A 26,977-nucleotide genomic window follows, 5' to 3' on the forward strand; every position below is an offset into this window, starting at 1 on the left:
TAGGTTTTTCCATTGGTGGTGAATGGCTGAGCGAGCCAGTAGACCTCGTCACCCTCCCGGAGCAATCGGTTGATCGCGATGAATGCATCGTTGACCTGGTGGCTGAGTAAAAAGCCGACGGCATTGGGCACCGTCATAACGCGACCGGCCGGCGGTTTGGCCAATCCTACGATCTTTTCAAACGGGCCGTCGAAGCCGTCCAGGATGCGATCGAAAACCACGCCCATCTGATAGGCCAGCGTCCAGCCGGCATTGTCGTAAGGCGGCGTGGGCGGTCCTCCGGGGTAAGGAACGTCATCGGGATGATCCTGCGGCTCGAACATATCGAGGATGTGAGGGCGAAAGGCTTGCGCCGTCTTGATCACGTAAGACCCCGCCCTGTAGGTCTTGCCGCCGACCTGGAAATCGCGGGTAGCCCGATGGACGGTGATGCCATTTTTGATGAGCGTGTTGACGAACTTCGTGGCGGTCAGGAAATCCGGTTGATCCGAGGGAATGATGTACCCGCGCGGATCGCGTTTGGCCGGATCGCGCAACAGTTCGTAATATCGCGCCGGTACGCGCGGCGCTCCCCGACCGAAGGCCGGGGCATCCGGAGTCTCCGTGGTCTGCCCTCGCGTCGGCACCTCACGAGCGACCACGGCCTGGACCTCGGCGATGCGCTTTGGCGTGATCGTCCAGTGATCGCGACTGCCACGCTCAATGGAGTTACGCCCCATGCGGTAAATGTTCAGCAGCAACTCCTCCCGATGTCGTGACGCGTAATCGAGAATGGCCCGATTGGCCGTGATGGCGTACTCGATGGATTGACGGAAATGCCATCGTTGCGGCGCAATCGGCGCGGGATAATCGCTTTTGGGAAGAAGTCGTTCGGGAATGAAGGGAATTTCCATCGGCGTCGGATTCCCGATGGTTTCCGTGAGGATGCCGATCATGTTGTGGAAGTAGGCCGACGTTCTCAATCCCCCATTCCACCATGTTGAATAGGAAGCCCCGGAGCGCATCGTCGAGCCGGGCTTGCCCTCAGCGATAAACCGCGCGTGCATGGCAGCGCCGACTTGCTCGACGCCCACGATGACCAGCGGATCGAGATAGTAATTGAACGGATCGCGGAACGGAGGCGCAAAGAGAACGGTTCCCGGCGGTCCCGTCTGATGGTGATTGTAGATGATCTGAGGGAACCACTCGTGATAGAAGATGCGCGTAATGGCTTCGGTCTCCGGTTGCGTGACCATGTAGAAATCGCGATTGTTATCGTGGCCAATATACTTGTGATAGAGTCGAGGGAGATTGCCGGTGGATCGCTTGGTGGGATCGGGTTCGCGCATGTACCAGGAGGAAACGAGTTCCATCCCATCGGGATTGACCGGCACAAGCAACAGGATGACGTCCCGGAGGATGCGCAACGTTTCCGGATCGTTGCGGCTCACCATCTGATAGGCCATCTCGATGAGCTGCTGCGCACCGAGCACTTCGGTGGCGTGCAATCCCCCGTCAATCCAGACGACCGCCTTTCCTTCATCGGCCAGGGCGCGGGCCTGCTCATCAGTCAGGTCCTCGGCCAGCGCCAGCCGTCGAGAAATCTCCTTATATCGGTCGAGCTTCCTGTGATTCTCCGGAGCCGTGATGATGGCCATCACCATGGGTCGCCCTTCGGCGGTTCGACCGATTTCGACCAGGCTCATCCGATCCGATTCCTGATCGAGCTTCTTCCAGTAATCGAGCAACTGGCTGTAAGTCGCCAACTGATAATCATCGCCGATGTTGAAGCCGAAGTGTTCCTTTGGCGTCGTGATTCGCGTTTGCGGCAACGCCCACGGGGCTGCCAGCAGCAGGACGAGCAGAGCTGCCGTCCAGCGAGATACGTTCGTTCTCATGCTCTCCTCCTCGTTCGGGTTTTCATTCTCCCGCCGGGAGGCTCTTCCGGGGCTGATCGGCGGGAGGTAGAATCAGACGGTCCAAATTCAGTCGCAACATCCCTCCGGCATCGGAAAAACCATAACGCTGAATATGTCGCCGACGAATGACGAAGAAGGCATAGCCGAGCGCTACTCCCCCTGCAATAAGAATCAACACGATGACTCCAATGAAAGCGAAGGTGGTAATCAGCCAGGTGGCAGCGGGAAACTCCGGAAGCGAACCGACCAGACGAAGACGGTCGCGATCGAGCCAGCGCACTTTGGCCGTGTATTTGATCGAGTTGACGAGGGCTTCCACGACCTCACGATCAGTCACGTTGAAAGCTTCGATGAGATAATTCCCCTCGCGCTTGAAAATGCGGCGGTCCCGTTCCTCCTCCGGCAGTCGGGCAAAATACTGATTCACCCGCTCGTAGGCCGCGGAGGCCAGTTGCGGGGTGTGATACTCGACCAACAGCAGATGGGCGATTCCCTTCCCCGTGCGATACTCCGCAATAGCGGCTTCCACGCCATCACTGCCCAGGTTGAACAGGTCGTTGGGATTATCATAGGTGGGGAATCGGGCTAATCCTCGCGGACCCGAAATGAATCGTTCGCTCCCGGCGATCCGTCGGTCCGCGGGCAAGTGCTGAACCAAAAGCGGGACTTCATGCGGGCCGACAACAAGCCGCTCGGAAACGGCTCGGGCCAGATCAGTCATCTTGCTGACGGCGACATTCGGCGGCGAGAGCGTCGTCAGGGAGAGACGAACATAGTAGTTTCCTTTCCAGAACCCCAGCTCCCGATCACCGATGCTGGCCTCGCTGCCGATGCCTTCGGCCTGAACGGCCGACGTTCGCTCCCAGGAATAAATCCCGTAGGCCGAGACGTAATTGATCATGTGGAAAATTTCCACGCGGATCGTGGTTTTCTGGGCGTCCATATAGTCCGCGAAAGCGGCTTCGTGCAGTCCGTATTCCCGCACGACATCGCCCCGGCCCGGAGCATAGAGGGCCAGTTCCGCTGGCAAGAGCACCTGAACCGGTCCTGTCAATCGCCAATCTCCCAGACGGCGGGCGAAAACATCGGCGATATGCGGGGCCGTACGCACTTCGATCACCTGCGCCCATCCGAGCGACACCCCGACCATCAGGATGAGACTGAGCAGACCGCCGATCCGTACAGGGACGGTCGTTCCGGCAGTCCGCGCCTTCCGCCCTCGGTATAGCCAATGAAAGCTCATGATCTCACGCTCTCTCCCATCAGGGGCCATCGGGCGAGCCCGCCGGCTGGCCCGGTCGTAGTCTCACAGCATTCTCACTGGTGCTCAATCTGGCGCAAAATGAGGTTGGCGTATCTCTCCGGATGAGCGATATTTCGCAAGGGAATCCTGCCCGATTCCGCCGCACTGTCAATGACGATGTCCCCGATGCCGACCAGGCGTTCCAGGGCCGTGCGCGTGACAGTCACATCCTGAATCTTGCTCAGAGGAATAGAGCGCCGGACCTTGCTCAGGATGCCGTAACTGAACTCCATGCGCGTCGTCGTCAGAGTATAAACCTCCCGCTGGCGCAAGATGTGACGATAGACGGGAGAAGCAAATGCACTGGCCGAGGCTATCAGCACAACCCACCAGGGAATCGCTCCCGGAAAACGCTCATCCAGGTAAAAATAGCCAACGATCATGCCGACGGTCACCACAGCGGCCAGCAGATACCGGATCAGGACAAAGATCATCGCCGGACGAATGACGAAGACGATCTGTTCACCCGTCGTCGGCTCCCTCGCCGGAGCCGAAGAGGCAGAAGACAGCGCGGCCCCGCACCGATTGCAGAATCGGCTTCCCTGGGGATTGGTCTGTCCGCACTGCTGGCAGGTGATCGTCATCACCACCCCAGAATAGAAATCCGCCGGGGAATACGTCGCAGCGGCAGCTCGCGCGGCGGGCCGTAATAAATCTTCTGACACGCCAGGCACCGATAGAAGACCGATCCTGCCGGAGCCCGCTGCCGCAGCGAATCGGACACCACCGGCATGACCTTCAATGGCCCCCAACAGGGCTTGCCTTTGGCGTCCTTCTCATCGCAATTTGTCTGGTTGGGTTTGATCGGTTTGAGGGCGGGGACCTCCGCCGTCGAAACGGTTTCCGTTGTCTGAGTCATAGCCTCACCGAAAATGTTGCGCCTGTTGTGGCGCAAGCTTTCCAGCTCGCGCATTCCTGTAGGGCAGGCTTTCCAGCCTGTGTTCTTCGCAGACTCGAAAGTCTGCGCTACATGTAGCGCGGGCTTTCCAGCCTGCGTTTTTTCGCAGACTTGAAAGTCTACGCCACCGCGAAAAATAGCTAGATGTCTCGACGATTGGCAAGAGCACGATACATCGTGACTTCGTCGGCGAATTCGATGTCGCTGCCCACCGGCAGCCCCATGGCGATGCGCGTCACGCGCACGCCCAGGGGCTTGAGAAGTCGCGCCAGATAGTTGGCCGTCGCTTCCCCCTCGGTCGTCGGATTGGTTGCCAGGATGATCTCTTTCACCTCGCCCGACCGAAGCCGGGTCAAAAGATTCCGCACCTTCAAATCCTCCGGACCGATGCCGCGAATTGGCGAAAGCGATCCATGCAACACATGATAGAGCCCGCGATACTCGCGCGTCCGCTCAATGGCCACCACACTGGACGGTTCCTCGACCACGCAGATGAAACTGTGATCGCGCGAAGGATCAGAGCAAAAGCGGCAGGGATCAGTCTCGGTCAGATTGTTGCACTGAGAGCAGAGAGAAATCCGGCGCTTGACATCGAGAATAGCTTCGACCAATCGCTCCGCCTGCTCCTGGGGAACGCGGAGAAGATGAAAGGCGATCCGCTGCGCCGACTTCTCGCCGATTCCCGGCAGCCGCTTCAGCTCATCAATGAGTCGCGTGATGGGCTCGGCGTAATCCGGCATAAGTCTGACCGTCCCCCCATCCGCCCCCGGCAAAGAACCCCGGAGGTGACTCTCGGTTTCTCCGCACCTGTGACGATCGGCGGAATCTGTGGCTCTTTCTTCTCGCGGCCGACGCGGGCATGAAAGATTCGCTCACGGGGATCCACCATCGCCTCACAAGAGTCCGCCGAGATTGAGATTGAGGTTCTTCATTGCCTGCTGCTGGACGGCTTCGTCCACTTTTCGTCCGCATTCGTTGACGGCGGCGATGATGAGGTCTTGCAGCATCTCGACATCTCCGGCGGCGACCTCAGGATCAATGGTGAGCGAGAGGACCGCCTTGGCCCCGTTCATCGTCACCGTGACGGCTCCGCCACCGGCCGAGGCCTCGACGCGGATGCCTTCGATGGTTTTCTGCAATTCCTGCTGCATTTTCTGCGCTTGTTCGAGCATCTTGTTCAGATCCAGGTTACCCGGTAGTTTCATTGATCCCTCCCTCGAAAAAGAAACCGTTCACGTCGTTTCATCCTTTGCCACGACGTCCACGATCTCTCCTTTGAACGTTTTCACGAGTGCCCTCACCACCGGATCGGCTTCGGCTTTGGCTCGCAAGGCCGACGCTCGAGAGGACTGTTCCGACGGTGCATTCGCTTCGACCACGACATCGAGTGTGAGAGTGCGGCCCGTCACCGCCTGAGCGACGGCGGTGAGGACCTGAGCATTTGACTTCTGCAACACGGTCTCCCGGTGTCCGCTCTCGGTGCGAGCGAAGACGATGCGCAGGCGGTCTCCGGTGATCTCGATGGTTTGGGCTTTCTCCAGGATGGTTGCGAGCAGAATCTTCCCTCGCTCTATGAGCTGCTGCTTAATCGCCTCGATTTCATCGGTAGCTCCCGAAGGGGGGACTGCTGGTACGGTCGCCGGAGCAGGGCGGAGCGAGCCGGGAGCATCTCCGCTCACCGAGCCGGTGGAGATATGCTCCTGAAGGGCCTCGATTCGTCGAATGAGGTCGGCCAGCGGTCGGACCCGTTGCAGATGCGCCAGTTTGACCAGGCCGATTTCCAGTTGAAACCGCGGTTCGGTCGCCAGGCGGATCGCCTGCTCGACCTCGGCGAGGGCGTGGAAGAGCCGGACAATATCTTCTTCGCTGAAGCGATCGGCCTGGGCGAGGAGCAGGGCTCGCTCGGCGTCTTCGACCGGCAACAGCTCGGGATCCGGCCCCACCGTCTTCACTACCAGCAGATGACGGAAGTAGCTCATCAACTCGCGGGTGAAGGCGCGAAGGTCCACGCCTCGCGCCACCAGATCGTCCACCAGCCGGAGGATGCGCCCGCCATCCTGATCGGCAATCGCATCGGCGACGGCGGCGAGCATCTCGGCTCCCACCAATCCCAGGACTTCGATGACCTGCTCGTCGTGAATCTCTCGACCGGCAAAGCTGATCACCTGATCGAAGACCGATTGCGCATCGCGCATGCTCCCTTCGCCGGCGCGGGCGATGCGCCGAAGCGCCGCATCACTGATGGTGATGCCTTCGGCTTGAGCGATGCGCCGAAGCCGCTCGAAGATTTTCCCCTCGGCGATGAGCCGGAACTCGAACAACTGACAGCGCGAGATGATCGTCGGCGGAACCTTATGCAGTTCGGTCGTGGCCATGATGAAGAGCACATGGGGAGGAGGCTCTTCGAGCGTCTTGAGCAGGGCATTGAAAGCCGCCGAGGACAGTTGGTGAAATTCGTCTATGATGAAGATGCGGTAGCGATCGCGCGCCGGGCCGATGGCGAGGTTATTGATGATGACATCGCGCACATTATCCACACCCGTATGGGAAGCGGCATCAATCTCCAGGACATCGAGCGAGGTTCCCCGCGCGATCTCCTCGCACGAGGGGCACCGATTGCAGGGAGTCGTCGTCGGTCCGGTGGCGCAATTGAGGGCTTTGGCGAGGACGCGAGCGGTCGTCGTTTTTCCCACGCCGCGAGGGCCGGCAAAGATATAGGCATGATGCAGACGCCCACAGGAGATGGCGTTTTGCAACGTGCGGGCAATGGCCTCTTGCCCCACCAGTTCGTCAAAGGTTTGCGGGCGCCATTTCCGGGCAATGACCTGGTACGTCATGGGTGCGCGTCCGGTGTCCGTCGTCTGGCCGCCGCGGCAACCGACAATGGACAAACGATGCTGGCGAAAAGAGTGGCCAGGCTTCGGGGTGATCCGCAGCACACGGTTACCACCACTACCGTTGCTCCCTTCCGGGCCTGGCGGGGTTCGCAGTGGAACCATCGCACGGAGCCCGAAGCCTGATCAAGCGGGCCCGCAACGCCCCCGCGCCACGGGCTCACGAGGAGTCTTGGCGGAGGGAGTGGGATTCGAACCCACGGTAGAGGTTTTGCCCCTACACCGCATTTCCAATACGGCGCCTTCGCCCACTCGGCCATCCCTCCTGAATCCATCGCCACAGGTTGGCGGAGGGAGAGGGACTCGAACCCTCATGGGCCGTAAGACCCACCGGTTTTCGAGACCGGCTCCTTGCCAATTCGGAACATCCCTCCGCGCGATCCTTTCCTTCGGTTGCTGCCCGCCGCTCGATGGCCGTTACTGCGCCCGCTCCGGCTCATCTGCAGCCGCGCGCTTTTTTTGAAAAAAGGATTGTATCATCCGCCGACAATCATCAGCAAGCACACCCCCTTGAACCTCGATCTGATGATTGAGTCGTGCATCGGTCACCAGACGAAAAAGACTCTCCACGGCGCCCGCGCGCGGATCGGCGGCACCGTAGACGAGGCGTTTCACCCGCGCCTGAACCAGAGCCCCCGCACACATCGGGCAGGGTTCAATCGTGGTGTAGACCGTCGCTCCGACGAGCCGATAGTTGTTGAGAAATCGGCTGGCATCCCGAAGCGCCACGATCTCGGCGTGAGCTGTCGGATCACATTCGGTCAGCACGCGATTGTGACCGCGGCCAATGACCTTCTCGCCGAGCACGACGACGGCCCCCACGGGCACCTCATCCCGTTGCAGGGCATCCTGCGCCTCGTCCAGGGCCAGCCGCATCCAGACTTCATCCATCGGATGACTCATCGGGTGGGTTCCTGCACGCCAAGGTGAAGGATCATGCTACCGAGCGATTGCGCATCGCCTCGTGGTGCGACACGCCGGATGCCTCAGGGCGCTGTCTCTCGCCGAAGTTTCCTCGCCACGTCCTTAGCAAAATAGGTGAGGATCACGTCGGCCCCGGCCCGCTTGATGCTGGTGAGCGTTTCCCAGACGATGCGCTCCTCGTCAATCCAGCCGAGACGGGCAGCCGCTTTGATCATGGCATATTCGCCGCTCACCTGATAGGCCGCCAGGGGAAGCGGGAATCGTTCGCGCACGGCACGAATAATATCCAGGTACGGCAGCGCCGGCTTCACCATCAGCATATCGGCCCCTTGTTCGACATCGAGCGCCGCTTCGCGGAGGGCTTCGCGGGCATTGGCCGGGTCCATCTGATACCCTCGACGATCCCCAAACTGCGGGGCGCTCTGAGCCGCTTCCCGGAACGGACCATAAAATCCCGAGGCGTACTTGACGGCATACGACAGAATCGGAATATGCTGGAAGCCCGCTTCATCCAGAGCCCGGCGAATCGCCGCCACGCACCCATCCATCATGTTCGAAGGAGCAATGATGTCAGCTCCGGCACGAGCCTGGCTGACGGCTGTGCGCGCCAGCAACTCCAGCGTCGGATCGTTCAGCACCTCGCCATCCCGAACGATCCCGCAGTGGCCGTGACTCGTATACTCGCACAGGCAATTATCGGCAATGACGATCATATCGGGCACGTCCCGCTTGACGGCGCGGATCGCCCGTTGAACGATGCCCTCTTCGGCGTAGGCTTCGCTGCCCATCTCATCCTTGGTCTCGGGAATGCCAAAGAGGATGATCGCGCGCAGTCCCAGGCTGCGAGCATCGAGCACCTCCTCGATGAGTTGATCAATGGAGAGATTGAAGACGCCGGGCATCGAAGGCACTTCCCGCCGCACCCCCCGACCGGGACAGACAAAGAGCGGATAGATCAGATCGTCTACGGCCAGGTCTGTTTCACGGACCAGTGCCCGCAGCTCCGGCGTGCGACGCAATCGTCGAGGGCGATGAATGAGTTCCATCATAATCACGCCACCTCACGGTCGGGGCGATTCTATCAAAGCCGTTCCGGTTTTTCAAAAAGGGTGTGAATGTTCTGACGCCGAAATCCGCGAGCGTCTGTTGCCAGTGCGAACCGGGAGAAGCGACGCGATCTCTCGATGATGCCCCCCAGCCTCACCAGCAGGGATGGAGAGGCGCGAGAAGTTTCCTCGGACCGGGAACGCCGATCGTTGCTCCGACTCAACTTCCCGCTTTGCCTGGAGAGTCGCCCATCGGTAGAATGGAGAAGCTTTCCATCGAGGAATGTGCGGAGATGAAACAGAACGCCAGGGCCGGAGCAGGTCGGTTCGCCGTCGCTTTTTTGCTCTGTCGCTCGGGGCGTAGCGATGTCAGACGGCATAGACAGCCGTTTCCGCCAGGAGAAATGTCTGCACTCCACCATCGTCTCCTGCCGATTGGGGTTTGGAGCTTTTTGTCGCCGGGGGCGCGCCCTTCCGGTTCTCCCGGTGAACCGGGCGCAGGGTGTCATGGGAGAGGAAGATCGGAAGCATGACTTTGAGCCGGGCCACAATCGGCGGGAAAATGCGTTCTTTAGTGGCGTGCTCACTGGTGCTTTTCTTCCTGTGCGGAGGGAGTGCTGGCCAGCGGGTTCACCTGAGAGTTGATCTCACAGCCGATGGGAGTTTTCTGGAGGTGACCGGGCTGGAGCTGACACGGCCGATACGCCGGGGGGCCGTCTGGAGCGCCATCGGGCGGCGGGCAGCCATCATCGGCAGCGAGGACGGGCGGAGCGAGGCGTGGGTTTATCCTCTTCAGCTCGTCAGCGATCTGCGGCTCTCTTTTCGGTTTGCGTTACCGCCGGTGGGAAACGAGATCCCTCCTGAGATTCCCGCTCAGGACGTCGCCACCCGCATCACCGTTCGACCGGAAGCGACGACGCTGACCTACGTGCATGGAGCCTTCACCGTTCGCCAGATCGTCTTCGTTCCTCTCACGCGACCGGGAGCGATCATGCTCCTCGATGTGGATGCTCACGTGCCGCTGAAAATCTCCGTTCATTTTGAACCGACGTTTCGACTCATGTGGCCGGCAGAGCCGGGTCGCGTGACGGTCCTGGCAGATCATGCGATCAACGCGTTTCTCCTGCTCCCCGATGCCGGGGCCGAACGCGAAACGAAAGAACGAGGCGCCGGCATCATCGGATCACCGGCAGCGGCGCTGGAAATCGAAAACGCTCCGCCTGCGGGAGACCGGACTGATCCAGCGGCTGCGGCGAGAATGCCTCAGTATCGGCTGGTGATTGACACGGCCAAACTCCCGATTGCGCGGGTGCCGCTTCTGCGGGGAGAACGGCGCGTTGCGGTCGTGGCGCTCGGTGCCGTGTTGCCGGGGACGGTGGATGCCGCCCGGAGTCTCTATCATGAGCTGATCACCTCGATTGATCCGCTCTACCGCGAAACGGTGGAGAACTATCGCCGCCTGGCCCGCGAACGCCTCTCGATTCAGGTTCCCGACGAGCGCCTGGTCAACGCTTTCGAGTGGGCCAAGACGGCTCTGGATAAAGCATTCGCCGAGAATCCCCTGCTCGGTGCGGGACTCGTCGCCGGATTCGGGTTGGCCGGCGAGAGCGGCCGTCCGGGCTTCGCCTGGTATTTCGGGCGCGATTCCCTGTGGACGCAACTCGCCTTGAACAGTTCGGGCGACTTCGAGAAAGTGCGAGAGAGCCTGCGATTGCTCAAGAAATATCAACGGTCCGATGGAAAGATCATGCACGAACTCTCGCACGCCGCGCCCTTCGTTGAGTGGTTCAGCCGCTTTCCCTATCCTTACGCGAGCGCCGATTCCACGCCCCTCTACATCATCGCCCTGGAGGATTACTATCGAACGAGCGGTGATCTGGCCTTCCTGCAGGAGATGTGGGAGTCGGCCCGACGCGCCTACGCTTTCGCTCGTTCGACCGACCGCGACGGCAACGGACTGATCGAAAACACCGACGTCGGTCACGGCTGGGTTGAGGGCGGGGCTCTCCATCCGGTTCACGAGGAGATTTATCTGGCGGGCCTCTGGGTGCAGGCCTCCCGCGCCATGGCACGGATGGCCGCGGCCATGGGAGACAAAGAGCTGGAGCAGCTCGGCCACGAGCAAGCCGAAAAAGCCCGACGTCAAATCGAGACTCTCTACTGGTTGAACGAGGAAGGCTATTACGCTTTCGCCCGCCAGCGGGACGGTCGCTTGGTCGAGGAAAAGACCGTGATGCCAGCCGTGCCGATGATCTGGCGGCTGCTTGAGGACGAGCGGGCGCGCCGCACGCTGGAGGCGCTGGCTGCCTCGGATATGACGACCGATTGGGGAGTCCGCCTGCTCAGTCGTGAGAGCGAGAAGTACAATCCCATCAGCTACCATCACGGGAGCGTATGGCCCCTGTTCACCGGCTGGGCCGCCCTGGCCAGCTACCGCTATCACAAAGCTCCTGCCGCTGCCGCTGCGCTCATGGCCAACGTTCTGTTGACGGAGAGCGGAAGTCTCGGCTGGGTGACGGAGGTTCTTTCGGGCGATCGGTTCAGCTCCATTGGCGTCCCCCAGCAGATCTGGTCCTCGGCCATGGTCATTCTTCCGCTGGTGCGAGGGCTCTTCGGATTGGAAGGGGATGCTCCTGCGTCACTCCTTCGGTGTGAGCCGCAACTGCCACCGGAATGGGATCAGGCCTCCGTGCGCAATGTGCGCGTCGGTCACACGCTCGTGGATATCGAATTCAAACGCAGCCTTGACCGGGTGGGTCCCCATCCGGGAATAGCGCGAATGATGGTGACGATCACCCAACGAAGGCTCCCTTCTACGTCGGCGACTCCGCTGACGGTTGAACTCGCTCCGAGCTTCCCTCTGGATGCCACAATCCACAGCGTCACCGTTAACGGACGCCCGGCGGCGTTTGAGATGATTCGTGGGGCGGAAGATCAGATCTGCCGTCTCACTGTGCCGCCACTTGGACGAGCAATCGTTGATATTCGCTACCGGCAGGGAACGAGCCTGAGCCTGTCTCCGGTGGAACCCCGGGAGGGAGATCGTCCGCGTGGATTAAAGCTCCTGAGAGTGGAATACGGCGAGACGGCCGTGAGCGCTCTCGTTGAAGGTGTCGCCGGGGAAACCTACCTCCTTGATTTGTTCACTCCCCGCGAGATTGCCGGGACTACCGATGTCGAGATCATCGGTCGCGAGCCCTCGGCTGCCTGGGGCATGCGCTATCGGCTGCGCGTTCGCCTCCGCCCATCCATTCACGAATCGGTCGTGCGACAGAAGCTGAGCGTGACGTTCGCTCCCTGAAACGCTGTGTGATGCCCGGGTGAAGGGATGCTGCGGGCGCCCTCCTCCAGAGCTGCCCTGCCCGCCGCGGGGATGCTGCGATTGACTTTCCCGGTGACGCTCGAATAAGCTTTGCCCTCGACATGGACCCACGCAGCAGTAGGTCGTCAACGGAGAGAAAATTTCACCACCGATGAACCCGGAGGAACACGGAAGGTGAGACAATCCGCGGTCATCCGTGGTCATTTTCGGAGGAAAGTCATGAAAAAGCGCGTGCGACAATTCCGGAAAGCACTACGCCTCGCCGCTTCGTTTTTCCTGATCCTCTCGCTGAGCGGTCTCGTCAGCTCCGTCGGGGCACGAGCCGACGAGGGGATGTGGACGTTCGACAATCCCCCGCTCAAGCATCTGGCCGAGCGCTACGGGTTCACCCCTACCCAGGAGTGGCTCGATCATGTGCGGCTGTCGAGCGTGCGCTTCAACGATGGCGGATCGGGGTCGTTTGTCAGCCCTCGCGGACTCGTCCTGACCAACCATCACGTTGCTCTGGGCCAGTTGCAGAAAATTTCCACGCCGGAGAAGGACTACGTGAAAGATGGCTTTTATGCCCGGACGCTGGAGGAAGAGATCAAATGTCCCGACCTGGAACTGAACGTGCTCGTCTCGATGGAGAATGTGACGGCGCGCGTGCAGAGGGCGGTCACGCCCGGCATGAGCGAGAAACAGGCTCTCGATGCGCGCAAAGCGGAGATTGCTCGCATTGAGAAAGAGAGCCTGGACGCAACCGGCCTGCGCTCGGATGTGGTCACGCTCTACGGGGGCGGCGAATACTGGCTCTATCGCTACAAGCGTTACACCGATGTGCGGCTCGTTTTTGCTCCGGAGCAACAGATTGCTTTCTTTGGAGGCGATCCCGACAACTTCACCTATCCCCGGTATGATCTCGATTTCGCTCTCTTCCGCGTCTACGAAAACGGTCGGCCACTTCAGACGCCGCACTACTTGAAATGGAACAGCCGTGGCGCAGCCGAAGGGGAATTGGTCTTCGTATCCGGTCATCCGGGTTCGACCGATCGCTGGCTCACGCTCTCACAAATCGAAACGCAACGAGATTACCTCTATCCGCTGACGCTGAAGACCCTCACCCGACGGCTCGAACTCCTCAGGGCATACGCGGCTCGGAGTCCCGAGCATGCGCGCCAGGCGGCGGGGCTCATCTTCAGCCTGGAAAATGCCATCAAAGCCTACACCGGTGAATATCGGGGGCTGCGCGATCCCGCCCTCATGGCCAAGAAGGAGAAGGAAGAGAACGAATTTCGCCGCCAGATCATGAGCCGCCCCGAATGGGCCCGCGCCTTCGGCAGCGCCTGGGACGCCATTGCGGCAGCCGAGAAGAAACAGCGGGAGATGCTCAAACCGCTTCGATTTCGCTCGCTCAGGCGGAGTTTCTCCGAGCTCGCCGACATCGCTCTGACCATCGTGCAGTACGTCGTCGAGGTGAAAAAACCGGATGCCGACCGACTCGATGGCTATCATGATGCCCAACTGGAGTCGCTGCGGTTTGCGCTCTTTTCTCCTGCGCCCATCTATCGGGAGATGGAAGAAGTGCTGCTCGCCGACAGCCTCCAGGAATCGCTCGAGGAGCTGGGGCCGGAGGATCCGTTCATCCGGGCGGCTCTGGGGGGTCGCCGTCCCGCTGAGGTTGCCCGCGACATCATCTCCGGAACGAAACTCGATGACCCACAGGTTCGTCGCTCTCTCATCGAGGGAGGGGAGGCCGCCGTCGCTGCCTCGTCCGATCCGCTCATTGCCTTCGCTCGCCGCATAGACCCGTTCATCCGGGAGATGCGCCGATGGTATGAGGAGAATGTCCTCAGCGTGGTCACAGCGGCGGGCGAGAAACTCGCGGCGGCTCGATTCGCCGTCTACGGCAAGTCCGTCTATCCTGATGCGACCTTCACCCTGCGACTGGCCTACGGCACGGTCAAAGGCTATCCCATGAATGGGACGCAGGCTCCCCCGAAGACGACCTTTCATGGACTCTATGATCGCGCCTACAGCTTCGATTTGAAACCGCCTTACCATTTGCCGCCGCGGTACCTGGAACGAAAAGGGAAGCTCGATCTCACGACCCCGCTCAACTTCGTCAGCACTTGCGACATCATTGGCGGCAATTCCGGCTCGCCGGTGATCAATCGCCAGGGGGAACTCGTGGGCGTCATCTTCGACGGCAATATCGAAAGCCTCGTGGGAAACTTCGTCTACATCGAGGAAACAAACCGCGCCGTCGCCGTCCACAGCGCGGCCATCATTGAAGCTTTGCGCAAGCTCTACGACGCCGACGCACTGGCCGACGAACTGGAGGGGAAACGGTAATCTCCGGGAGCCCGAGCGCCGTCGAAGTAGCGCAGACTTCCTAGTCCGCGAAGAACCGCCGGCTTGAAAGCCTGCACTACAGGTGGCGAAAAAACGCAGGCTCGAAAACCCGCGCGACAGGTGTGCGACGATGAGAGTAGCAGGAATTCAAGCGGCACCCATTTTCCTCGATCGGCAGGCGACGCTCGACAAAATGCTTTCGCTTATCGCTGAGGCAGCCCGCGAGGGAGCTGAGCTGTGCGCCTTTCCCGAAGTCTTCCTCTCCGGGTATCCGGCCTGGCTCAGTCTGACCGGTGGAGCCCGCTTCAACGATGATCGTCAGAAAGAGGCCTATGCGGTGCTGCTCGATCAAGCCGTTCGCCTAGACGGCCCCGAAGTACGTGCGCTCGAACGCGCGGCCCGCGAACACAGGATCTTCGTCTATGCCGGAATGAGCGAGCGCGGCCTGACCGAGCATCAGGGCCGGGGAACGGTCTATTGCACGCTTCTGGCCATTGATCCGCAGCGGGGCGTCGTTAACGTCCATCGAAAGCTCAAACCGACTTACGAAGAGCGATTGGTCTGGGGCGATGGTGATGGTGGGGGTCTCCGCGTCCTCCCCTACCAGGGTTGGCGCATCGGCGGACTCATCTGCTGGGAGAATTGGATGCCGCTCGCCCGCACCGCTCTTTATGCTCAGGGCGAGGAACTGCACGTCTCGGTCTGGCCGGGGAATCCCTCACTGGTCATGGACAACGGTCGTTTTGTCGCCCTCGAGGGGCGAGTCTATGTGCTGGCCGTCTGCGGCATCCTTCGGGCGGAGGATATTCCCCCGACGTTTCCTCTGCGTGAGGACATGCTGGCTCACGGAAACGTCTTTTATCGCGGAGGGACCTCGATCTTCGCCCCCGATGGAACGCTCGTGGCGGGTCCTCTGGTTGATGTCGAGGGCATCGTCTATGCCGACATTGACTCCCGGATGGTCTCTCGTGAGCGGCAGAATTTCGATCCAACCGGTCACTATGCTCGACCCGATGTATTCCGCCTTCGCGTGGATCGTCGCCGTCGGCTGAGCGTCTCCTTTCGTGACGGTCCCGGCGACGACCGACCCTCAGAAAAGAGAAGCCGCGCGGACTCGACCGACTGAGCCTTTTGCCTGTCGAGAGCGCGGCCGGAACCGAGACAAAATAAAAAGACCCTGAGCGTCTGACTCAGGGCGTTTCAGAACGTCGAGCGACCCGTACTAGCGGATTTTTTCTACGTTTTCGGCCTGAAGTCCTTTGGGCCCGCGAACGACATCGAAGGTGACGACCTCGCCTTCCTCGAGCGAGCGGAAGCCTTCGGATTTAATCGCCGTGTAGTGAACGAACACGTCACCACCCTCCTGGCGTTCGATGAAGCCATATCCCTTCTTGTTGTTGAACCACTTCACGCGTCCTGTTTCACGCATTTCAAACAAACTCCTTTCTCCAAATTTTCCATTACTGCCTTTGGTCTTTCGTCAGCCGGGAGAAGTTGCGCCACCACTTACTGGCCCATCCTCGCTCAAGCTCCCAAAAGCCAAATTCAGTAACGGCGAGAGACTACAGAAGTTCACCCTGAATGTCAACAGGAAAAGGCTTCCCGCTCGGCCAGGTGGTGCGATCGGTCTCGTTAGCACCAGACCGCGGACAGTAGGGCCAACGGTCCTCCGAAAATCACCAGGGACAGACACGGATTGGGACGGATCCTCCGATCGCCCTGTGTTCATCCCTGTTCACCGGAGTGAGATTTTCATCGTTTCAGGGCGGGCAGCCCGCGCCCCATGAGGGGTTCGCTCCGGAATCGCCCACTCCGGGGGAGATCGTCTTTTATTCTCTCTCGTGCTCTTCCTCCGCTTGAGGCGAAGCGGGTGGAGCTTCTCCCCGGAGTTCCTGATGATGGATGCGCCCTCCCAGGTGAGCGGTCCAGATCATGAGCCCGCTCGACACGATGGCCAGAAGCAGCGTGAGCGTCACGATCCGTCGCGCTCGCTGATCTCCCCGACGGCCGAGAAATAATCCCGCCAGAGCGGCGACGGCGGCGGCCTCCAGGGCGAGCAATGACGGAAGGGCCGATTCCTCATGTTCCTCGACGGCATCGGTCGAAACGCCCGGCAGCGAGTGAACGAGTTCCTCGGCAGGCTCGCCGCTCAGATAGGCGGGAATTGCCAGCACCGCTACGATAACGAGCGTGACCAGCGCCGCTCGCTCGATCTCCTGACTTTTCCGGGCGACGGCGACAAGTAGCAAAAGAGCAGCAAAGATGGTTCCCAGAACCGGGATGTGGTTCAACCAGAGATGAAGCTGAGCCGGATTCATCGCATTTCCTCCTCATCGGTCTTCGGCGCGCTCACTTCCCCCTCATCAGAGTGCCCCGTTGAATTTAAACGTCAGTCGAGGCCGGGAGATTGTGGCACAACCATCTCATATCGGGCAACGGAGCGCGAGGTTGCTTTCTTCAGCGACGGCATCATAGAATGGCCATGGTCGTCCTCATGAGGCAGCAACATGTTCGGCAAAGGGGATCCGGTAGAACAGTTGAAAAAATTCGGATGGGCGACGGCCCTCGGTCTTGTCTTCCTCTCCAACGTGGTGGCAGGCGTATTGATCGGATATTACCTTGACCGATGGTTGGGGACCTCACCGTGGTTGTTCCTTCTCTTTCTCTTCATCGGCATGGCGGCGGCCATTTACAATGTCCTGCGCATTGCCGCGCGGATGGAGAAATGACTCCGCTGGAGGAAGGCGATGAAAAAGCTCGACGGACAGGTCGTCATTGTGACGGGAGCATCGTCAGGGATCGGGGAAGCGGCGGCGCGAGAGATCGCCCGAGAGGGAGCGTGCGTCGTGGTGATGGCGCGACGGCGCGAGCGGCTGGACGCCCTCGTCGCCGAGATCACTGCCGCGGGTGGACAGGCGGTGGCCGTTGCGGGCGACATCACCGTGGCAGCCGATCGGGACCGCGTGGTGGCCGAGGCGATGGAGCGAGGGGGGCGCATTGACGCACTCATCAACAATGCCGGCTATGGTCAGGTGGGGCCGGTGGAACTCATCCCCCTGGAGGCGATTCGTCAGAATTTCGAGACCAATCTCTTTTCTCTCATTGCCCTGACGCAGCAGGTCATCCCGGTGATGCGCCGACAGCGCCGGGGACGCATCATCAATATCAGCTCGGTTGCCGGTCGAATCGCTCGCCCCTTTTCCTCCGTCTACGACGCGACCAAACATGCCCTGGAAGCCATCTCCGATGGATTGCGGGGAGAGTTGGCTCCCTTCGGGATTCATGTGGTAGTGATCGAGCCGGGGTATATTCGCACGGAATTCACTCAGGTTGCCCAGGAGAAGATGCAGTCGGTGATCGGTGATATCGGGCCGTATGCGCCGTTCTTTTCTCAGGCGGTGGGACGATACGGAGCGGCCCGCCAGTTTGCCGGTCGCCCGGAGGATATTGCCCGCCTGATCGTCACCGCCTTAACGACGCGGCGACCCCGAACGCGCTATGCGGCTCCCGGTCACGCGCATCTGGCCCTGGCGGTCAAGCGCTTATTGCCCGATGGAATGTTTCACGCCCTGATACTCCGGCTGATGGGACTGGCGAAAGCCGCCTCCGCTCCACCAGAGGCCTGACGCTCCGGCCAAGGAGCCGTCGCTCTGGAGTACGTGCGTGCAGACACTTCCCCTGGCCAAACACTGGCACGGGCAACGGTGGCAAAGAGGCGCTCACCCTTTGCTCCGCCGGGCTGGTATACTTTCACCGGCTCCACACGAGCCCACCGTAGCAAACGAGGAGGAGTTATGACGAGACGCATGATTCGGGCTCCCCGAGGCCGGGAAATCAGTTGTAAGGGCTGGCACCAGGAGGCCGCCCTGCGGATGCTCATGAACAATCTCGACCCGGATGTGGCCGAGAAACCCGACGAGTTGATCGTCTACGGAGGAACGGGGAAAGCCGCTCGTAACTGGGAGTGTTTCGACGCGCTCGTGACGTCGCTCCGCGAGCTGGAGAACGACGAAACGCTTCTCGTTCAGTCGGGCAAGCCCGTCGGCATCTTTCGCACTCATGAGTGGGCACCGCGCGTGCTCATCGCCAATGCCAATCTGGTCCCGCACTGGGCCACGCTGGACGAATTTCTCCGCCTGGAAGCGCTGGGTCTGACCATGTACGGTCAGATGACCGCAGGGAGTTGGATTTACATCGGCACCCAGGGCATTGTTCAAGGAACGTTCGAGACGTTTGCCGCCGTTGCCGAACGACATTTCGGCGGCGACTTGCGGGGACGATTGGTCGTCTCCGGCGGCATGGGGGGCATGGGGGGCGCGCAGCCGCTGGCGGCGACCATGAACGGAGCAGCCTTCCTCGGAATTGATGTTGATCCGGCCCGCATCGAGCGCCGCATCAAGACGGGCTACTGCGACCGCATGAGCTTTGATCTCGATGAAGCGTTGACGCTCGTGCTGGAGGCCAGGGCGCGCGGCGAGGCTCTCTCCGTCGGACTTGTCGGCAACTGCGCCGACGTGCTTCCGGAACTCGTCCGGCGAGAGATTGTGCCCGATGTCCTCACCGATCAAACGAGCGCTCACGATCCGCTCAACGGCTATGTTCCCGCCGGTCTCACGCTTGAAGAGGCCGCCCGACTGCGGCAGACCGATCCCCGCGACTACATACGCCGTAGCTACGAATCCATCGCGCGTCACGTCGAAGCTATGCTCGAGCTGCAACGTCGCGGGGCGGTGACCTTTGAATACGGCAATAACATTCGCAAGCAGGCGGAGATCGCCGGCGTGACCCGCGCGTTTGACTTTCCCGGCTTCGTCGCCGCGTACATCCGTCCGCTCTTTTGCCAGGGGCGAGGGCCGTTTCGCTGGGTGGCGCTCTCAGGCAACCCGGCCGATATTCACGCCACGGACGATCTCGTCTGCGAACTGTTCCCCGATGATCGCGTGCTGCAACGGTGGATCCGATTGGCCCGCGAGAAGGTCCGGTTTCAAGGATTGCCCGCACGCATCTGCTGGCTCGGCTATGGCGAACGCGCCGAGTTCGGCCTCGCCATCAATGACCTCATCCGCCAGGGGAAGATCGAAGCCCCCATTGTCATCGGCCGGGATCACCTCGATTGTGGATCGGTGGCCTCGCCTTATCGTGAGACCGAAGGAATGAAGGACGGAAGCGATGCCATCGCCGATTGGCCGATCCTCAACGCGCTGCTCAATACGGCATCGGGAGCCTCCTGGGTATCGCTCCATCACGGCGGCGGCGTGGGCATCGGCTACAGCATTCACGCCGGGCAGGTCATCGTCGCCGATGGAACATCCGAGGGCGCGCGCCGACTGGAACGCGTGCTCACCAATGATCCCGGCATCGGCATTGCCCGTCACGCCGACGCAGGCTATGAGGAGGCCCTCACGACGGCTCGCGAAAAGGGCGTGAAAATCCCGCTGCTGAAATAAGCAGTGGCTGCTCTTTTCCGCCAGGCCTGGGGATCCCGGAGGGACGTCTCCCTCCAACAAAGCGGCATCGAGAATTTATTGAGGGTGCCCCCTGCTCCTCAAAAATATTTTTCGCCGAGGCTCGGCGGCTGCTCGGCAATGCGGACATTGACGCAGGCGGGTTTGCCCGAGGCAGCCATGCGCCGGAGCGCGGGTGCGATTTCTTCGGGACGTTCGACCCATTCGCCATAGCCACCCAACGCCTCCACCACGCGATCATAACGCGTCGGAGCGAGTTTGGTTGCTACGGCGCGTTCGTTGCCGTAGAGAGCGATCTGGGGTCGGCGCATCTGTCCCCAGGCGGCGTCATTTCCAACAACGGACATGATGGGCAGATTGAATCGCACGGCCGTATCGAATTCAAATCCGTTGAAACCGAACGAGCCGTCGCCGAAAATCACCAAAACTTTCTTCTCCGGGTGAGCCAGTTGCGCGGCCAGAGCAAACGGCATCCCGATGCCCAGGCAGCCAAGCGGTCCGGGGTCCATCCATTGACCGGGCCAGCGAACCGGGATGACTTTCGATGCCAGCGAGACGATGTCGCCGCCGTCGCCGATGACGATCGTCTCATCATCAACGAAGTCGGCGATCTCTCGACACAGGCGCAGGGGATCAATCGGCACCTCGGAGCTGTAGAGGCGGGGTTCCATCTTCCGCAGGGCAGCCAGTTCGATCTCCCGGAGTTCATCGCGCCAGGCGGTGAAACGATGCTCAGGACAGCGCGCTACCATCGCTTCTCGCAACGCCTCGAAGATCGCGCCGAGATCGCCTACCAACCCCACATCGGCTGAACGATTCTGTCCGATCACCGCGCGATCCAGGTCCATCTGGATGATTTTCACCTCCGGATGAAGATCGCGTCCGAAGTTGAGGCGAAAATCGAGGATCGCGCCAGCCAGAACGAGAACATCCGCCTGCTGGAGCGCCGCCCGCCGCGAATGCGCGAAGAAATTGGGCGAATCGGGCGGGACAGTTCCCCGACCCATGCCGTTGGTGTACGTCGGCAGGTGGAGAGCATCAATGAACCGATTCAACTCCCGATGGGCATCGGCCCATTTCACGCTGCTGCCGGCGATCAAGACGGGACGACGCGCCTGACAGAGAAGGTCCGCCGCCCGATCAATCAGGGTCATGGAAGGCCGGAGCCCCTGACGCTCAAAGTTCAGGCGGGGCCAATAGACTCGCTTCTCCGATACCTGGTTCATCAACAGGTCAATGGGGATCTCCAGGAAGACGGGCCCGGGAATCCCCGCCAGAGCATGACGCAAAGCCACCTCGATCAATTCCGGGATGCGTTCGGTCTGAAGCACCTGACCGGCCCATTTCGTGATTGGTTTCATGAGGGCGACGTGATCCATCTCTTGAAGCGAGCCCTGCCCGAATTGAAAGAACGGCCCCTGACCTCCGATGACGAGAATCGGGCTATTGGCTCGATAGGCATTGGCCACGCCGGTGACTCCATCGGTGACACCGGGACCCGCCGTGATGACGGCGACGCCCGGTCGGCCCGTGCACCGCGCCCAGGCATCGGCGGCATGCACTGCGGCCTGCTCGTGACGCACATCAATGATGCGAATTCCTTCATCCAGGCATCCATCGTAGATCGGCATGATGTGTCCCCCGCAGAGCGTGAAGATCACATCCACGCCCGCTGCCTTCAACGTCCTGGCGACTAACTGTCCTCCATGCAGGTTCATCGCTTCCTCCCGAAGACGACCAGGCGCGGTCGCACCTTCTCGCCTACAGTCAATGGAGCCGCGGAGTTAATCCCCCGGGGGATCGCTCACCTCTTCCGCTGCTGAACCGAGCGGAAGGAAGCGCCGGTCGAGCAGATGCGTCACATTGACCTTGCCCAGCGCCGCCAGCACCGAATTTTTCAGTCGGGGATAGCGAGCCTCCAAATCGGCCACGAGCGCTTTCATCTGATAGCGAAGCGCCGTTTCATCTTCGCAGTAGGGAGACGCGCAGGAGACGACGGGAAAACCCCGTCCCTGCGCATACTGCCGCAACTCATCTTCAAACACATAACAGAGGGGCCGAATCACAATATGCCGACCGTCATCGGAGATCAGCCGCGGCGGCATGGTGCGAATCTCTCCCCGGAAGAAGATCGAAAGAAGCAGCGTGACGATGAGGTCATCCGCGTGATGGCCCAGAGCAATCTTGGTGGCCTTCAACTCGGTCGCCAGCCGATAGAGTGTTCCCCGCCGGAGCCGCGAGCACAACCCACAGGCCGTTGATCCGGGCTCAAGCTTCTCCAGCACGATCTGATAGGTGGGATTCTTCACGATGTAATACTCGTAGCCGTGCTCTTTGAGATAGTCCTCGATGAGATCAGCGCGGAAGCCGGGATAGCCTTGATCAATCGTTACGGCGAAAATCTCAAACGATACGGGGGCGCGCTGCTGCAGCAGGCGAAGAAGATGAAGCAGCGACCAGCTATCTTTTCCGCCCGACACGGCCACCAGAATCCGATCGCCGTCCTCGATGAGATTGTACTCCTTGATGGCTCGTCCCACGCGACGCAGCAAAGAGCGTTCGAGGGCCTCAAGCGGCTTGCCCACCGCCGGTCGCTCGGCTATGCGCAACTGAACCATAAGCGGGCTAATAGTACCGCAGCCGCGCATTGTCGGCAAACTTCATCGGTGCGCCAGGCCTCGGCCCCGATACGACAGAGTGGTCCTCCGAGGGTCTCCTCACCGCGTCAGAAATTCTCGCGCTCGTGTCAGAAATTCCCGCGCTCGAGAAAACGTGTCACATCAGCGATACGCGAAAATAGCTCCGGGGCTGGGTCAGGCCCGGCGGGACTATAAACCCGCCGAATGGGCGTCTATGCTCCCGGCGGGAAGGCAGAGTAGGTCGGCCGTGCCACCGCCGACTTCTCTGAGGCATCAGAGAACGATGACTGGCCAGGCAACGTGCGCGAGCTGGAGAGCCTTACACTACTCCAACTCACATTGTCGTGCAAAGCAGGTATCGGACGGGAGGAGCAACCTCTGGTGTCAGCTTCGCCGACTGAACTGAGCGACGGAAAGATGAATAAGGCTGTGTTCATCTGGTTGCAACCCATGCCATTGAACCAAGAGAGTGACGGCAGCCATGACCAAAGCCAGATGAGCGGGAAAATAGTCCCGGACGCGATGAGTCACACGGTTGACATGGCGGATGCTGATCAACATGGAGTGGACCGTCTCCACAGCCATCCGGACATTCCAGACACCCAGGACACAAACTTTCATGTTGAACGGATCGCCCCGGCGAGCATCAAAGGCCGTGTCAGTCAGGACGATCATCGGACCATCGAATCGAGCAATCAGGGGCTTGAACGTGGCATCATTCACCTTGACCGTAGCACAATCCCAGTCCACCACTGTCTCCCACCGGTTCAGGACAATGCCCGATTTGCCGCCCCCAATCCAACGAGGATTCGACTTGCCCTGTTTGCTGACCTGATGGGTCGGGTTTGTACGATCATTTCACATGTACTTCCGCACAGTTCGACTCGCTTTTTTACTGACCTGACGGGGACGGCGGCCTTGCCGGATCGGGTGCAGCAACCTGGGGCCACAGGTATCGGCCATCCCCAGCACCGGGAGGTGGGCTAAAGACGCGATGGGCCGAAGCAAGATGGGAAAGAAAGTGAAGACGAATCATAAGTGCACACTTCCTTCGCGCCACGGTTGAAAGTCTTGGTATTTATTCCGCCACACGCCGCGCGCTATCAGCCGTTCATAACTCTGGTCGCTGTGTCGCGCCAGCTCGCAGACGCGCACGCTGCCGTCATCGGCTTCAAAGAAGAATACACGCTCGTCACGGTGACCTCTCGGATAGACGAGACAATCACAGTTGCGCACCCGCTCTGAGCCACTGATACGCAACTCGCGCAGTCCCAGTTTCTTGAGCGCGCGATCAAATAACTCGCGCACGTCGGGGGCAGCAGCGCGGTAGGTGTCCCAGGCTTGCGCTGAGAGCCAGATGGGTTCAGGCTTTGCTTGTGCTACATGGTCACGGTAGGCTTCATAAAATGCCTCACCCGCGGGCGACAGCAGCGTGAAGCCTTCTTCCTCTGCGAGCAGCAACCGCACCTCCTCTGGCAATCCGCGCAGCCGTGCGTCCACTTCTGGCGTTGGGCGCAAGTCGGCATTAATCCACTCAAAGAACTCCTCACAGCTTGCCAGCAGCGAGTAATCCCAACTGATAGGCGTGGGCGGCATTTCGATGATGTCACGGAAGGCTTCGTGAATGTAGTAAACGGGCACATCGAACAGCAACCCCACCAATGTCGCATAGGCGATTTCCGCCTTGAACCCGCCCGTCGCATTGATGAGCACGCTGCGTCCCTGGGCTTTCTCGCGGCGAATCTGATCAATGAGCGTTGCCACGAGCGACCGCAAGCCCCGCATCTTGAACCGGCTCTCTGTATAGGTCAGGTCGGGCACTTCTATCACGCGGGTTTCGCATCCCGAGTTCTCGTAGTGCCGCGCCAACGCCTCCGCGCACTGCTTGCCCTCGACCGTTTGCGAGCACAGGAACACAATGCGCTCGTCGCCTTCTGTCAATAGCCGCGACAGCGAATTGGTTTCGGCGCTGGCTTTCACAGCGTCCGTCTGACGCAGGTAGTTAGCAAGCTGGTATTCATCGGGCTGCTGCTCGTTCAAATCCCGTCTGGCATTGCTTAGCAATGACGTGCCGACAGTGGTCAGAATGGTACGCATAGAAATTGCCCTCCTTACCCGTTTTATGTCCTCTTGGAGTTCGTCGCTTTCCGTACCAACCTCCTGTAGGAGCGAACGGGCGCTTGCCAACAAAGTCAAAGCATCAAGAAAGTGGCTGTATACTTCTTCGACCAAACCCATCACATGAAGAGCGGCAGCATGTGTAACCTTGTCTCCAACTTGCTGACTCAGCAGACGGCTGTGGTTAGCGAAGTCAGCAGCTTCGTCAAATCGCCCTTGCTCTAGACAAAGCCAGGCTAATGCTGCCTCCGTTTGTGCTTGTCCCAACTCGTTTCCTGCTTGTCGGTCTAACTCCAAACTCTGTCGGTATCGGTTTTCAGCGGCGTCCATTTTCTGCTCGTTGTATAACAACGCTGCTTCCCGACGAAGCCAGACGGCGCGTGCCGCATCGTCACCAACCTGCTCACACAGGTCAAGCGCTTGCTGGCAGAGAAGGCGTAGGTCTTCTGCCACTGTCCACAAGTCTTCAGCGCAGGCAAGCGCCTTTGCAGGTTCGCCTGCTTCCCGCCAGTGGTTGAACGCACGGCGGGTGTAATCCGCCCACCGCCGGCGGGCGTTTTCGTCCCAATCTCCTACGTCTGGTGAAATCTGTGTCTGCTTAACCTGCGTGCGTCGTTCTTCCAGCCATTCCGCAGCGCGAGCATGCAGCCGTTTCGCCTCCTCGCCTAACCTGGAACGCCAGTAGTCGCGGAGTATATCATGAAGAGAAAGACGATCGTCCGCATCGCGTTCTAACAAATGGGCATCAATCAACCCATTAATGGCGTTACTCGTATCAGTCACAGCGGTTGCAGTGCACACTGCCTCCAGCAGCGCGCGCTCATGCGGCTCAGAGAAGATGCACGCTGCTCGAAGCGCATCGCGTTCAGAATCAGTGAGAATTTCCGTTAATTCGTCCAACCACCTTTTCATGTCACTTGACCAATCGGGCAGATCAAGGTGCAGCAGTTCGTCAACGGAACGCCGCCGTGCAGCGAAGGCAGCCAGTTTCATGGCCTCTGGCTCACCACCGCACTTATGCCAGATGGCAAGAGCCTGTTCTTCACTCAACGTTTCCCGTAGAGCGTCTTCACACACTATGAGGTATTCACGAGCGAACTCTTGCGGCAAAGGGTCAAGGCGAAGGAACTTGTGGACTCCTGTTGGGAGTTCCGTGCTCTCCAGCACAGACGGCTCTCTACGCCCCAAAAGTAGCAACTTCGTCTGCCCTGGACTCCGGTCTATGGCTATCACCACTTGGTTTAAGGTCTCATGGGCAAGGAAGTAATTGTCCAACACAATAAGCCGCTGTTTCTGCCCTAGCCATCGCGTCAAGGCGTTCAATCGGCTTTCGTAAAGGTAACTGGCGTTGGTGAGTTGTTGGTAGTAATCGCTGTCCGCAGCAACAGGATCCTCAGCAATCTCCTTCGCCCACTCGTCAGCGAACGATTTAAGAATGCTTTCCATTGTTACCCGAGCTGAACAGTTCACCCAGTAGACTTTCCATTTGCCGCTTTGTTGGGCTTCGTCGCATAACTTTGCTGCAATACAGGTCTTACCGCGTCCAGGGGGTTCAGCGATGGACAGAGTCTTCTGTTCTTCATCCTCAAGCCACTGCCACAATTGTTCTAATTCCCTGTCTTTGTCTATGAACTTCCCGGGAGACGGTGGTGGTGAGAAAATGCCTATAGGAGAGGGCCTTGTTCGGAACTCCTCAGGAGTCGGCGGAGGCGGTTCTTCTAGCTCCCGCAATTGTTCAGCGATGATCACCGCTTCATTTTGCAGAGATTTCGTATCCCGCATTTGCAGCCTAACGCTCTTGTAAAACTCAGAGACTGATGGCGGTGAATCGAGAACTCCCATCGCTCTCGCCTTTTGCGCGAGGAACTCCCATTCCTGTTTTACACGGTACGCAGGGTCTTTTATGACATCTTTCACATCGCGCTGACGAAAGAAGGAATAAACTCTCCACCAACGTCGTATTTGCCAGATACGAATACCCAATACATAACGCATTGCCCTGCGATAGATGCGCAAACGGGTGACTGCTTCAGAGGAATACCAACGGTATACGATCCAGCCAATCAGTGCTATTAAGAGCGCAGCAAGAAGCGCGGATATGACTTGAATTAAGATCTCTCGCCACATACCACGCTG

General features: G+C 59.9%; 23 protein-coding genes, 2 tRNA genes and 1 other RNA gene. 6 read left to right on the top strand and 20 right to left on the bottom strand.

The window, feature by feature from the left end; translation table 11 throughout:
* The 14 genes from VNM72_01250 to VNM72_01315 all read right to left on the bottom strand — a co-directional run.
* Positions 1 to 1,877 (bottom strand): M14 metallopeptidase family protein (locus tag VNM72_01250; protein HXF04026.1); only part of this gene is annotated, 1,877 nt, incomplete at its 3' end.
* A gap of 22 nt (positions 1,878 to 1,899) precedes the next feature.
* Complete coding sequence (locus VNM72_01255) at positions 1,900 to 3,141, bottom strand: DUF6599 family protein (protein HXF04027.1); 1,242 nt, start codon at positions 3,139 to 3,141, stop codon at positions 1,900 to 1,902.
* 74 nt (positions 3,142 to 3,215) lie between these two features.
* Positions 3,216 to 3,785 carry a PH domain-containing protein gene (locus VNM72_01260; protein ID HXF04028.1) on the bottom strand — a complete coding sequence of 190 codons (570 nt, stop codon included), beginning with the start codon at positions 3,783 to 3,785 and terminating at the stop codon, positions 3,216 to 3,218.
* Positions 3,785 to 4,060, bottom strand: a complete 276-nt coding sequence (locus VNM72_01265) for a hypothetical protein (GenBank protein ID HXF04029.1) — start codon at positions 4,058 to 4,060, stop codon at positions 3,785 to 3,787. Before VNM72_01265 ends, VNM72_01260 begins: the two co-directional genes overlap by 1 nt.
* A gap of 179 nt (positions 4,061 to 4,239) precedes the next feature.
* Positions 4,240 to 4,839, bottom strand: coding sequence for a recombination mediator RecR (gene recR, locus VNM72_01270; GenBank protein ID HXF04030.1), 600 nt, complete (start codon positions 4,837 to 4,839; stop codon positions 4,240 to 4,242).
* Between the two features lie 153 nt (positions 4,840 to 4,992).
* Complete coding sequence (locus VNM72_01275) at positions 4,993 to 5,304, bottom strand: YbaB/EbfC family nucleoid-associated protein (GenBank protein ID HXF04031.1); 312 nt, start codon at positions 5,302 to 5,304, stop codon at positions 4,993 to 4,995.
* 27 nt (positions 5,305 to 5,331) lie between these two features.
* Positions 5,332 to 6,936 (bottom strand): DNA polymerase III subunit gamma/tau, encoded by a 1,605-nt coding sequence (gene dnaX, locus VNM72_01280; GenBank protein HXF04032.1) that lies wholly within the window; start codon positions 6,934 to 6,936, stop codon positions 5,332 to 5,334.
* Positions 6,937 to 7,014: 78 nt separating this feature from the next.
* Positions 7,015 to 7,114, bottom strand: an RNA gene (gene ffs, locus VNM72_01285) — signal recognition particle sRNA small type.
* Between the two features lie 52 nt (positions 7,115 to 7,166).
* Positions 7,167 to 7,259 (bottom strand) — tRNA-Ser (locus VNM72_01290).
* A 19-nt stretch (positions 7,260 to 7,278) separates the two neighbouring features.
* A tRNA-Ser gene (locus VNM72_01295) sits at positions 7,279 to 7,367 on the bottom strand.
* Between the two features lie 43 nt (positions 7,368 to 7,410).
* Complete coding sequence (gene tadA / locus VNM72_01300) at positions 7,411 to 7,884, bottom strand: tRNA adenosine(34) deaminase TadA (GenBank protein HXF04033.1); 474 nt, start codon at positions 7,882 to 7,884, stop codon at positions 7,411 to 7,413.
* Positions 7,885 to 7,979: 95 nt separating this feature from the next.
* Positions 7,980 to 8,963, bottom strand: a complete 984-nt coding sequence (gene hemB, locus VNM72_01305) for a porphobilinogen synthase (GenBank protein ID HXF04034.1) — start codon at positions 8,961 to 8,963, stop codon at positions 7,980 to 7,982.
* Between the two features lie 35 nt (positions 8,964 to 8,998).
* On the bottom strand, positions 8,999 to 9,343 hold the full coding sequence (locus VNM72_01310; GenBank protein ID HXF04035.1) for a hypothetical protein: 345 nt from the start codon (positions 9,341 to 9,343) through the stop codon (positions 8,999 to 9,001).
* Positions 9,333 to 9,512: a hypothetical protein gene (locus VNM72_01315; GenBank protein ID HXF04036.1), complete on the bottom strand. Its 180-nt coding sequence runs from the start codon at positions 9,510 to 9,512 to the stop codon at positions 9,333 to 9,335. The genes VNM72_01310 and VNM72_01315 overlap by 11 nt, the downstream gene beginning before the upstream one ends.
* Positions 9,513 to 9,537: 25 nt before the next feature.
* On the opposite strand from VNM72_01315, the gene VNM72_01320 reads away from it, so the two are divergent.
* The 3 genes from VNM72_01320 to VNM72_01330 all read left to right on the top strand — a co-directional run bounded on the left by VNM72_01320 (position 9,538) and on the right by VNM72_01330 (position 15,745).
* Positions 9,538 to 12,264: a GH116 family glycosyl hydrolase gene (locus VNM72_01320; protein HXF04037.1), complete on the top strand. Its 2,727-nt coding sequence runs from the start codon at positions 9,538 to 9,540 to the stop codon at positions 12,262 to 12,264.
* A 240-nt stretch (positions 12,265 to 12,504) separates the two neighbouring features.
* Positions 12,505 to 14,619 (top strand): S46 family peptidase, encoded by a 2,115-nt coding sequence (locus VNM72_01325; protein HXF04038.1) that lies wholly within the window; start codon positions 12,505 to 12,507, stop codon positions 14,617 to 14,619.
* A gap of 130 nt (positions 14,620 to 14,749) precedes the next feature.
* Positions 14,750 to 15,745, top strand: coding sequence for a carbon-nitrogen hydrolase family protein (locus tag VNM72_01330; protein ID HXF04039.1), 996 nt, complete (start codon positions 14,750 to 14,752; stop codon positions 15,743 to 15,745).
* A gap of 96 nt (positions 15,746 to 15,841) precedes the next feature.
* Here VNM72_01330 and VNM72_01335 read toward each other — a convergent pair whose 3' ends face one another.
* Both VNM72_01335 and VNM72_01340 read right to left on the bottom strand, forming a co-directional pair.
* Positions 15,842 to 16,048, bottom strand: coding sequence for a cold shock domain-containing protein (locus VNM72_01335; GenBank protein HXF04040.1), 207 nt, complete (start codon positions 16,046 to 16,048; stop codon positions 15,842 to 15,844).
* 400 nt (positions 16,049 to 16,448) lie between these two features.
* Positions 16,449 to 16,937 carry a hypothetical protein gene (locus VNM72_01340; protein HXF04041.1) on the bottom strand — a complete coding sequence of 163 codons (489 nt, stop codon included), beginning with the start codon at positions 16,935 to 16,937 and terminating at the stop codon, positions 16,449 to 16,451.
* A 189-nt stretch (positions 16,938 to 17,126) separates the two neighbouring features.
* Here VNM72_01340 and VNM72_01345 point away from each other — a divergent pair, with 189 nt between their 5' ends.
* The 3 genes from VNM72_01345 to hutU all read left to right on the top strand — a co-directional run bounded on the left by VNM72_01345 (position 17,127) and on the right by hutU (position 20,066).
* A complete protein-coding gene (locus VNM72_01345; protein HXF04042.1) occupies positions 17,127 to 17,348 on the top strand; it encodes an AtpZ/AtpI family protein in 222 nt (73 codons plus the stop codon).
* An 18-nt stretch (positions 17,349 to 17,366) separates the two neighbouring features.
* Positions 17,367 to 18,245 carry an SDR family NAD(P)-dependent oxidoreductase gene (locus VNM72_01350; protein ID HXF04043.1) on the top strand — a complete coding sequence of 293 codons (879 nt, stop codon included), beginning with the start codon at positions 17,367 to 17,369 and terminating at the stop codon, positions 18,243 to 18,245.
* A gap of 168 nt (positions 18,246 to 18,413) precedes the next feature.
* Positions 18,414 to 20,066 (top strand): urocanate hydratase, encoded by a 1,653-nt coding sequence (hutU, locus tag VNM72_01355; GenBank protein ID HXF04044.1) that lies wholly within the window; start codon positions 18,414 to 18,416, stop codon positions 20,064 to 20,066.
* Positions 20,067 to 20,164: 98 nt separating this feature from the next.
* Here hutU and VNM72_01360 read toward each other — a convergent pair whose 3' ends face one another.
* The 4 genes from VNM72_01360 to VNM72_01375 form a co-directional block, all read right to left on the bottom strand.
* Positions 20,165 to 21,802 (bottom strand): thiamine pyrophosphate-binding protein, encoded by a 1,638-nt coding sequence (locus VNM72_01360; GenBank protein ID HXF04045.1) that lies wholly within the window; start codon positions 21,800 to 21,802, stop codon positions 20,165 to 20,167.
* Positions 21,803 to 21,868: 66 nt separating this feature from the next.
* The gene (gene ttcA / locus VNM72_01365) at positions 21,869 to 22,702 is read right to left on the bottom strand and encodes a tRNA 2-thiocytidine(32) synthetase TtcA (protein HXF04046.1); all 834 of its coding nucleotides are present in this window, start codon (positions 22,700 to 22,702) and stop codon (positions 21,869 to 21,871) included.
* A 405-nt stretch (positions 22,703 to 23,107) separates the two neighbouring features.
* Positions 23,108 to 23,476 (bottom strand): hypothetical protein, encoded by a 369-nt coding sequence (locus VNM72_01370; GenBank protein HXF04047.1) that lies wholly within the window; start codon positions 23,474 to 23,476, stop codon positions 23,108 to 23,110.
* A 279-nt stretch (positions 23,477 to 23,755) separates the two neighbouring features.
* Complete coding sequence (locus VNM72_01375; GenBank protein HXF04048.1) at positions 23,756 to 26,968, bottom strand: putative CRISPR-associated protein; 3,213 nt, start codon at positions 26,966 to 26,968, stop codon at positions 23,756 to 23,758.
* Positions 26,969 to 26,977: the final 9 nt, after the last annotated feature.

This window comes from Blastocatellia bacterium (genome assembly GCA_035573895.1).
Classification (GTDB): domain Bacteria; phylum Acidobacteriota; class Blastocatellia; order HR10; family HR10; genus DATLZR01.